Origin of the sequence: Burkholderia sp. E168m23 (assembly GCF_016586125.1) — a bacterium.
GTDB classification, from domain to species: Bacteria; Pseudomonadota; Gammaproteobacteria; order Burkholderiales; family Burkholderiaceae; genus Burkholderia; species Burkholderia orbicola.
In genome coordinates, this window is record NZ_BCPP01000348.1 from 1 (window position 1) to 6515 (window position 6515).

At 68.9% G+C, this 6515-nt stretch carries 6 protein-coding genes and 1 pseudogene; 5 read left to right on the forward strand and 2 right to left on the reverse strand.

The features are described from left to right. From JMF90_RS18525 to JMF90_RS18535, 3 genes and pseudogenes are all read left to right on the forward strand, one after another. Positions 1-364, forward strand: a pseudogene (locus tag JMF90_RS18525) (lysine transporter); the annotation flags it as partial. Positions 365-497: 133 nt separating this feature from the next. After that, positions 498-1766: an FAD-binding oxidoreductase gene (locus tag JMF90_RS18530; protein WP_011546923.1), complete on the forward strand. Its 1269-nt coding sequence runs from the start codon at positions 498-500 to the stop codon at positions 1764-1766. Positions 1767-1892: 126 nt separating this feature from the next. Further along, on the forward strand, positions 1893-2567 hold the full coding sequence (locus JMF90_RS18535; RefSeq protein WP_012339399.1) for a TetR family transcriptional regulator: 675 nt from the start codon (positions 1893-1895) through the stop codon (positions 2565-2567). A gap of 64 nt (positions 2568-2631) precedes the next feature. Here the strand turns inward: JMF90_RS18535 and JMF90_RS18540 are convergent, their stop codons facing one another. Continuing rightward, positions 2632-4428, reverse strand: coding sequence for a phospholipase D-like domain-containing protein (locus tag JMF90_RS18540; protein ID WP_011546921.1), 1797 nt, complete (start codon positions 4426-4428; stop codon positions 2632-2634). 105 nt (positions 4429-4533) lie between these two features. Further along, positions 4534-5292: a DeoR/GlpR family DNA-binding transcription regulator gene (locus tag JMF90_RS18545; protein ID WP_011546920.1), complete on the reverse strand. Its 759-nt coding sequence runs from the start codon at positions 5290-5292 to the stop codon at positions 4534-4536. A gap of 229 nt (positions 5293-5521) precedes the next feature. Between JMF90_RS18545 and JMF90_RS18550 the strand changes: the two genes are divergently transcribed. Together JMF90_RS18550 and JMF90_RS18555 are read left to right on the forward strand one after the other, a co-directional pair. Then, positions 5522-5707: a hypothetical protein gene (locus JMF90_RS18550; protein WP_006480515.1), complete on the forward strand. Its 186-nt coding sequence runs from the start codon at positions 5522-5524 to the stop codon at positions 5705-5707. A gap of 204 nt (positions 5708-5911) precedes the next feature. After that, positions 5912-6515: DMT family transporter (locus tag JMF90_RS18555; protein WP_201325301.1), on the forward strand; the 604-nt coding region annotated here is incomplete at its 3' end.

A 6515-nucleotide genomic window follows, 5' to 3' on the forward strand; every position in this document is an offset into this window, starting at 1 on the left:
CAAGGGTTTCCTGAAGCAGGGCTACCGGCTCGACCAGTTGCCGTACCGGTCGAAGTGGTTCCCGTTCGGCCCGCTGTTCGCGTTCGCGCTGTGCGCGGTCGTCGCGCTCGGCCAGGACTATCAGGCGTTCCTCGCCGACAAGATCGACTGGGCGGGTGTCGCAGCAACCTACATCGGCTTGCCGTTCTTCCTCGCGATCTGGCTCGGCTACGCGCTCGTGCGCAAATGCCGGCTGGTGCGCTACGAGGACATGGAAATCGCGCCGTGGATCGAACGCAACGCGACACATGAAGCTGCCCAAAAGGCTGATGCCAGCTATCCGGCCTATGTCGCCCGCCCGGTCAACCCGACGCCGGGCGCCTGACGCCCGGTAACGCGTCGGCCGCCCCCACCCCGGCGGCCGACGCGCTGAAGCTCCCATTCGACGCGGCGCGCGCGTTCAGGCAAGATCGACGCGCGCCGTCCGTTTTTTTCGCCGTCACGAGTCACCAACACGCATGCAGAACTTCTACGAAGCCACCGTTACCCGCCAGCCCTACCCGCAACTGACCGGCACGATCGATACCCAGGTCTGCATCGTCGGCGGCGGCCTCGCCGGCCTGTGCACGGCGCTCGGCCTCGTCGAGCGCGGCGTGACGGACGTCGTCGTACTCGACAGCGAACGGGTCGGCTTCGGCGCGTCGGGCCGCAACGGCGGCTTCGTGTTCGGCGGCTACAGCCTCGACAACGCCGACCTGCTGCGCACGCTCGGCCGCGACGAAGGGCGCCGGCTGTACCGGCTCACCGTCGACGCGGTCGACCTGATCCGCGCGCGCATCGCGCGCTACGGGATCGATTGCGACATCGTCGACCAGGGCGTGATGCTCGCGAACTGGTTCGACGATCCGTCGCGGCTCGACAGCGTGCGCACGCTGATGAAGAACGAACTCGGCGTCGAATGGGAACCCGTCCCGACCGGCGCGCTGCGCGAGCGGCTGAAAACACAGCGCTATTACGGCGGCCTGTTCGAGCCGAACGCATTCCATTTCCATCCGCTGAAGTACGTGCTCGGCGTCGCGGCGGCCGCGTCGCGCGGCGGCGCACGCGTGTACGAACGCTCGGCCGCGCTCGGCATCGCGCGCGACGGCGCCGGCTACGTCGTGCGCACGGGGCAGGGCGCGGTACGCGCGAAGGACGTCGTGTTCGCCGGCGGCGGCTATGCGCGCGGCGTGTCGCCGCGCATCGAGCGCGCGGTGCTGCCGATCGCGACCTACGTGATCGCGACCGAACCGCTCGGCACGCGCCTGCCCGACGCGATCGACGCGCCGTACGCGATCTACGACACGCGTTTCGCGTTCGACTACTACCGTCCGCTGAAGGACACGCGGATCCTGTGGGGCGGCCGGATCTCCGTGCTCGACCGCGGCCCCGACGCGATCGCGCGCCTGCTGCGGCGCGACCTGCTGCGCGTGTATCCGCAACTGGAAGGCGTGAAGATCGACTACGCGTGGGGCGGGCTGATGAGCTACGCGCGGCACAAGATGCCGCAGATCGGCCGCGACGCGGACGGCGTATGGCACGCGATCGCGTTCGGCGGCCACGGGATGGCGCCGACCACGGTGGCCGGCGAGGCGCTCGCCGCCGCGCTGGCCGAAGGCCGGCCGGTGCCGGACGGCTTCGCCGCGTTCGGACTCACGCGCACGTTCGGGCTGGCCGGCCTTGCCGCCGCGCAACTCACGTACACGGCGTACCAGGCCCGCGACGCGCTCGCGTCCTGCCGCCGCTGAGCGCCCGCGACGACCGAAACGACCGCGCCGACGGCCTTGCCGATTAGAGCGGAAGGTCGGCCGGGCGGGCATTTCCCACATGCTAGAATGCCTTTTCCAAGCCGCCGCGAACCACAACAAAGTCACATGAAAGCAGGAAGCAAGGCCGCCACGTCCGACCCCCGCGCGCTTGCGTCCGATGCGCGGCGTAAATACGATCCCGAGCAAACCAAGCGCAACATCCTCGATGTCGCCACGCAGGAATTCTCCGCGATGGGCCTCGCCGGTGCGCGCGTCGACGCGATCGCCGAGCGCACGAACACGACGAAGCGGATGCTCTATTACTACTTCGAAAGCAAGGAAGGCCTGTACGAGGCCGTGCTGGAGAAGGTGTACGGCGACATCCGCGCGCTCGAGCAGGAGCTGCACGTCGGCGACATGGAGCCGCGCGAAGGCATGCGCCGCCTCGTCGAATTCACGTTCGACTATCACGACAAGCATCGCGACTTCGTCCGCCTCGTGTCGATCGAGAACATCCACGGCGCAAAGTATGTCGAACAGTTGAAGTCGTTCAAGAACCGCAACGTCAGCATCATCAAGACGCTCGAGGAACTGGTCGAGCGCGGGGCGGCCAGCGGCGTGTTCCGCAAGGACATCGACGCATTCGACCTGCACCTGCTGATCAGCTCGTTCTGCTTCCACCGCGTGGCGAACCGCTACACGTTCGGCGCCGCGTTCGGCCGCGATCCGTCGGCACCGCGCCTGCGCGCTCGGCATCGCGACACGATCGCCGACGCAGTGCTCCGCTACGTCGCCGCGTAAGCGGCAAGTCGCCGGCCGGGGCACGCGATATCCGCGCCCCCTCCAACTTCAGCCCTTCAGCGCATCAGTCCGTCGGCGCGGTCGACGCCAGCGCGATCCGCGCCTTTTCTTCCGGGCTGCCCGCCACGTAATACTTCTTCGCCCAGCTCGAATCGGGCGCAAGCGCGAGCCGCGCATGCGCGCCCGCATCAGTACCCGTGCCGTGCTGCCGTTTCGTGTTGATCGCCAGCGCCCGTGCGCGATAGTGCTCGTAAAGCCGCAGGAATTCCGCGAGATAGATCGCCGCGATCCGCCGGTCGCGAATCTCTAGCAGGTTCTCATCGTTGTACTGCTCGGAATTGCGGCTCATGTTCGCCGAACCCGTATAGACGACCGGATTCGCGCCTTCCGCATCGATCACGATGAACTTGTGGTGGATCACCACAGGCGGAAAAGCCGGCGCCGGTTCGCCCGGAAAGAGTCGCAACTCCGGCTCGAAGCCTTGCGGCACGGTGGCCGGCGAAAAATACGACGCGTCGATCACGTCGTGGTTGTCGCGGCTGCGGTGGTACAGCTCGAGGTTCGCGAGCGTCGCCGCATCGAGCGTCTGCCCGGCCTGCTGCGCGGCATCGGCCTTCGTCGCGCTGCCGACATTGATCCGGTTCACGAGGCCGAACATCATCAGCCCGCGGTCGCCGGCCGCGAAACACGCATCGCGTAGCGCGGCGTCGGTCGGCATGAACAGGCAGAACGACACCGAATGCTTCGCGGCCGCGATCGCGGCGACGATCGTATCGATCTCGGTACGCTGCCCCGCCGGCTCCGGCGAGTAGGCGACGCGCACCTGCGCGCTGCCGATCGTCATCGGCGCCGACCAGCCCGGCGACAGCCGCGCGGTCTCCGCGATCGACGGATTCCCGGCCAGCGCGTGGGCGCGCTCGTTGTACAGCGCGGCGAGCGCGGGCGAGTCGAACGCATGCAGCACGTTGGCCTGCTCGGTCAGCCCCTCGGTCGTGAAGTTCGCGGAGCCGGTCAGCACGCGCGCGGGCGCCGGGTTCGACGGCGCATCGGTCACGATGAACTTGTCGTGCATGATGTGCGTCCGGTCGCGCGGCGCAAGCGTCGCAAGGCCCTGCAACGCATCGACGGCCGGCTGGTTCGGCGACGGCAGCGGCGGCTTGCCCTTGCGCGCCGTCGTGTGCGCGTCGTAGACGATCGCGAGCGACGCTTCGCCGTGCTTGCGCCCAAACGCCTGGAACGCGGGCAGCGCCCACAGCGTGTCGGTCAGATGATAGACGGCCGACGCCGCGCGCGACGCGGGATCGAGCATCTGAGCGAACACCTGCTCCATGTCGTTCGCGAGCCACGTGCGCAGCTTCAGCGCCTGCGCGGCACTCGGCGCCTCGTTCGGCGCGAGACCGAGTGCAGCAACCTGCTTCGCGAACGCCTGCGAACTGACCACCGCGCGATTGAACCACGTGCCGATGCCGTCCTCGATGTGCGCGGGCAGCACGACGTCGCACACCCCGGCTTGCGCGTCGAGCATCTGCAGGTTCGCCGGCGTGCCGACGACCGGATAGACGTCGTAGCGGAACGACGCACCGCGATCCTGCGGATCGATGCGGGCATCCCACCACATGAATTTCTGGATCGGCGCCTGGTCGGTGGGCGCATCGCCCTGCGTGTCGGCGGCCGGGCCGTCGAACGTCAGGCGGTTGGGCAGCCAGCTGTCCGGCGCACGCGTCTTGCCGTCGGCCGACCAGAAACCCGGCGTGCGCCGGATCGCGAAGCCGAGGAAATCGGACCGCGACGCCGCATCGGGCCAGTCGAAAGCCAGCAGGACCAGGGTGGGGGAAAGATAGCTGCGCACGCTGACGGTCATTCGTTGCTCCCTGGCCTGGCGGCCGGTCGAGGTGAATGAGTCAGTCTTGACGACGGTTCTTCCCGCGCGATGACGCTTCGATGAACCTTGTATGTCGGATGCGCGTCAGTCGCACACGAGCAGCTCGACCCCGCGCGCCGTCAGCGCGCGGCGCACGGCCTTGTCGGGTGCGCGCTCGGTCACCAGATAGCGGGCGGCGGCCGCGCCGTTGATCCGCACCGGCGTCACGCGGCCGAATTTCGAATGGTCGGCGACGATGATCGCCGTGCCCGCCGCCGCGATCATCCGGCTGCGCACTTCGGCCGCGAGCCGCGAGTAGTCGGTGCACTCGCCGTCGGGCGTGATGCCGCCGGCGCCGACGAACGCGAAATCGACGTGGTATTGCGCGAGCTGGTGGATCGTGTCGAGCCCGAAGGTGGCGTCCTCGTCGTCGGACAGCTCGCCGCCGAGCAGCGTCACGCGGTTGCCGTTGCGCCGCGCGAGCACGAATGCGGTACGCCAGTCGTTCGTGTAGATCGACAGCCGGTGCCGGTCGGCGAGCGCCAGCGCGACCGCATGCGGCGTGCTGCCCGAATCGATCAGCACCGATGCATCATCGGGCACGAATTCGGCCGCGCGCCGCCCGATGGTGCGCTTCGCATCGGCGTTCGCGGCCTCGCGCTCGGACAGGCTCGGCTCACGGCGATCCGCGGCCAGCGCGCCGCCGTGCGTCATCACGAGCAGGCCGCGCGCGGCCAGCGCATTCAGGTCGCGCCGCACGGTTTCGCGCGACACGTCGAGCGAACGCACGAGTTCCGCGACCGACAGCGCGCCCGACCGTCCGAGCTCCGACAGGATGTATTGATGACGTTGTTCCGCCAGCATCGCGTGTGCGCCCGAGGCGACTGGTAATGGGTAAGCCGGCCATTGTATTACGGACGTTTGACGACCATTTGACTGCGCCGGGTAAGCGGCCAGGCAGCGTCCGGGCGCGTTTCCCCGAAAGCGAAATTCACTATTGTCCGGCGCGCGCGAATCCCCGGCGGCGCCGGGCGCTACACTTTGCGCTTCGCCGAACGACCGACCAATACCGACCATCAAAGGGGCTCGCGCCATGTATCGCAAAGGCAGTGTGATCGAAATCCAGTTTCCGCCGGAACGCCTCAACGACGCGGCGGGTGATCCGTACTGGATCGACCTGACGCTCGACGAAGCACGCCGGCTCTACGAACAGCTCGCCGCGCGCTTCGCGACCGACGCGCGCGCCAACCAGCCGCTCGATACGTTCTCGATCGACTGATCGCCGCCGCTGCGCGTCCCTCCGCGCAGCGCATCGCCGTGCCGCGGGCGCTCATCGCCGCCGCACCGCGCACCGGCGCGATGACCGCCGGCACGATCACATGCCGCATGGCATGAGTGCAGGATTCGACAAGACGCCGGCGCCGCTTCGCCCGATACTGGCCGACTTCCCGGTTCTGTCCGGCCGCGTCGCGGCCCGTCACGCATGCTTACCTCGATCGTCGCCGCCGCCTTCGTCGCGCTCTGGTCCACCGGCTTCATCGTCGCCCGGGCGATCAAGCCCTACGCCGATCCGAACCTGTTCCTGCTCGCGCGCTTCGCGGGCACGGCCGCGCTGTTCGCCGTGGTGGCGCTCGTCGCGCGCGCGCCGTGGCCGGCCCGCCGCGAATGGCCGCGCCACCTGATCGCCGGCGCGCTGTTGCAAGGCGTCTATCTCGGCGCGAGCTACTGGGCCGTCGCGCAAGGGTTGAATGCGGGCGTGATGGCGCTGCTCGGCGCGCTGCAGCCGCTCGCCACCGCCGTGCTCGCGGTCCCGCTGTTCAACGAACGCCTGCCCGCGCGCGGCTGGCTCGGCATGGCGCTCGGGCTGGCCGGCGTCGCGCTCGTGCTCGCGCCGAAAGTCACGGGCGGCGTCGCGCCGCCGTCGGGCGCGGCGCCTGCGTGGCTCGTCGTCACCGTGTCGGTGCTCGCGGTCGGATTGATTACCGCCGGCTCGCTGTACCAGAAAGGCAAGCTCGCGCAGAGCGACCTGCGCACGGCGGTCGCCGTGCAGAACTTCGGCGCGGCGATCGTCGCGGCCGTGTTCGTCG

Bases quoted from the DNA above. Each gene is read 5' to 3' on its own strand.
- JMF90_RS18550 (WP_006480515.1), top strand. From the start codon at position 5,522: ATGTATCGCAAAGGCAGTGTGATCGAAATCCAGTTTCCGCCGGAACGC.
- JMF90_RS18540 (WP_011546921.1), bottom strand. From the start codon at position 4,428: ATGACCGTCAGCGTGCGCAGCTATCTTTCCCCCACCCTGGTCCTGCTG.
- JMF90_RS18530 (WP_011546923.1), top strand. From the start codon at position 498: ATGCAGAACTTCTACGAAGCCACCGTTACCCGCCAGCCCTACCCGCAA.
- JMF90_RS18545 (WP_011546920.1), bottom strand. From the start codon at position 5,292: ATGCTGGCGGAACAACGTCATCAATACATCCTGTCGGAGCTCGGACGG.
- JMF90_RS18535 (WP_012339399.1), top strand. From the start codon at position 1,893: ATGAAAGCAGGAAGCAAGGCCGCCACGTCCGACCCCCGCGCGCTTGCG.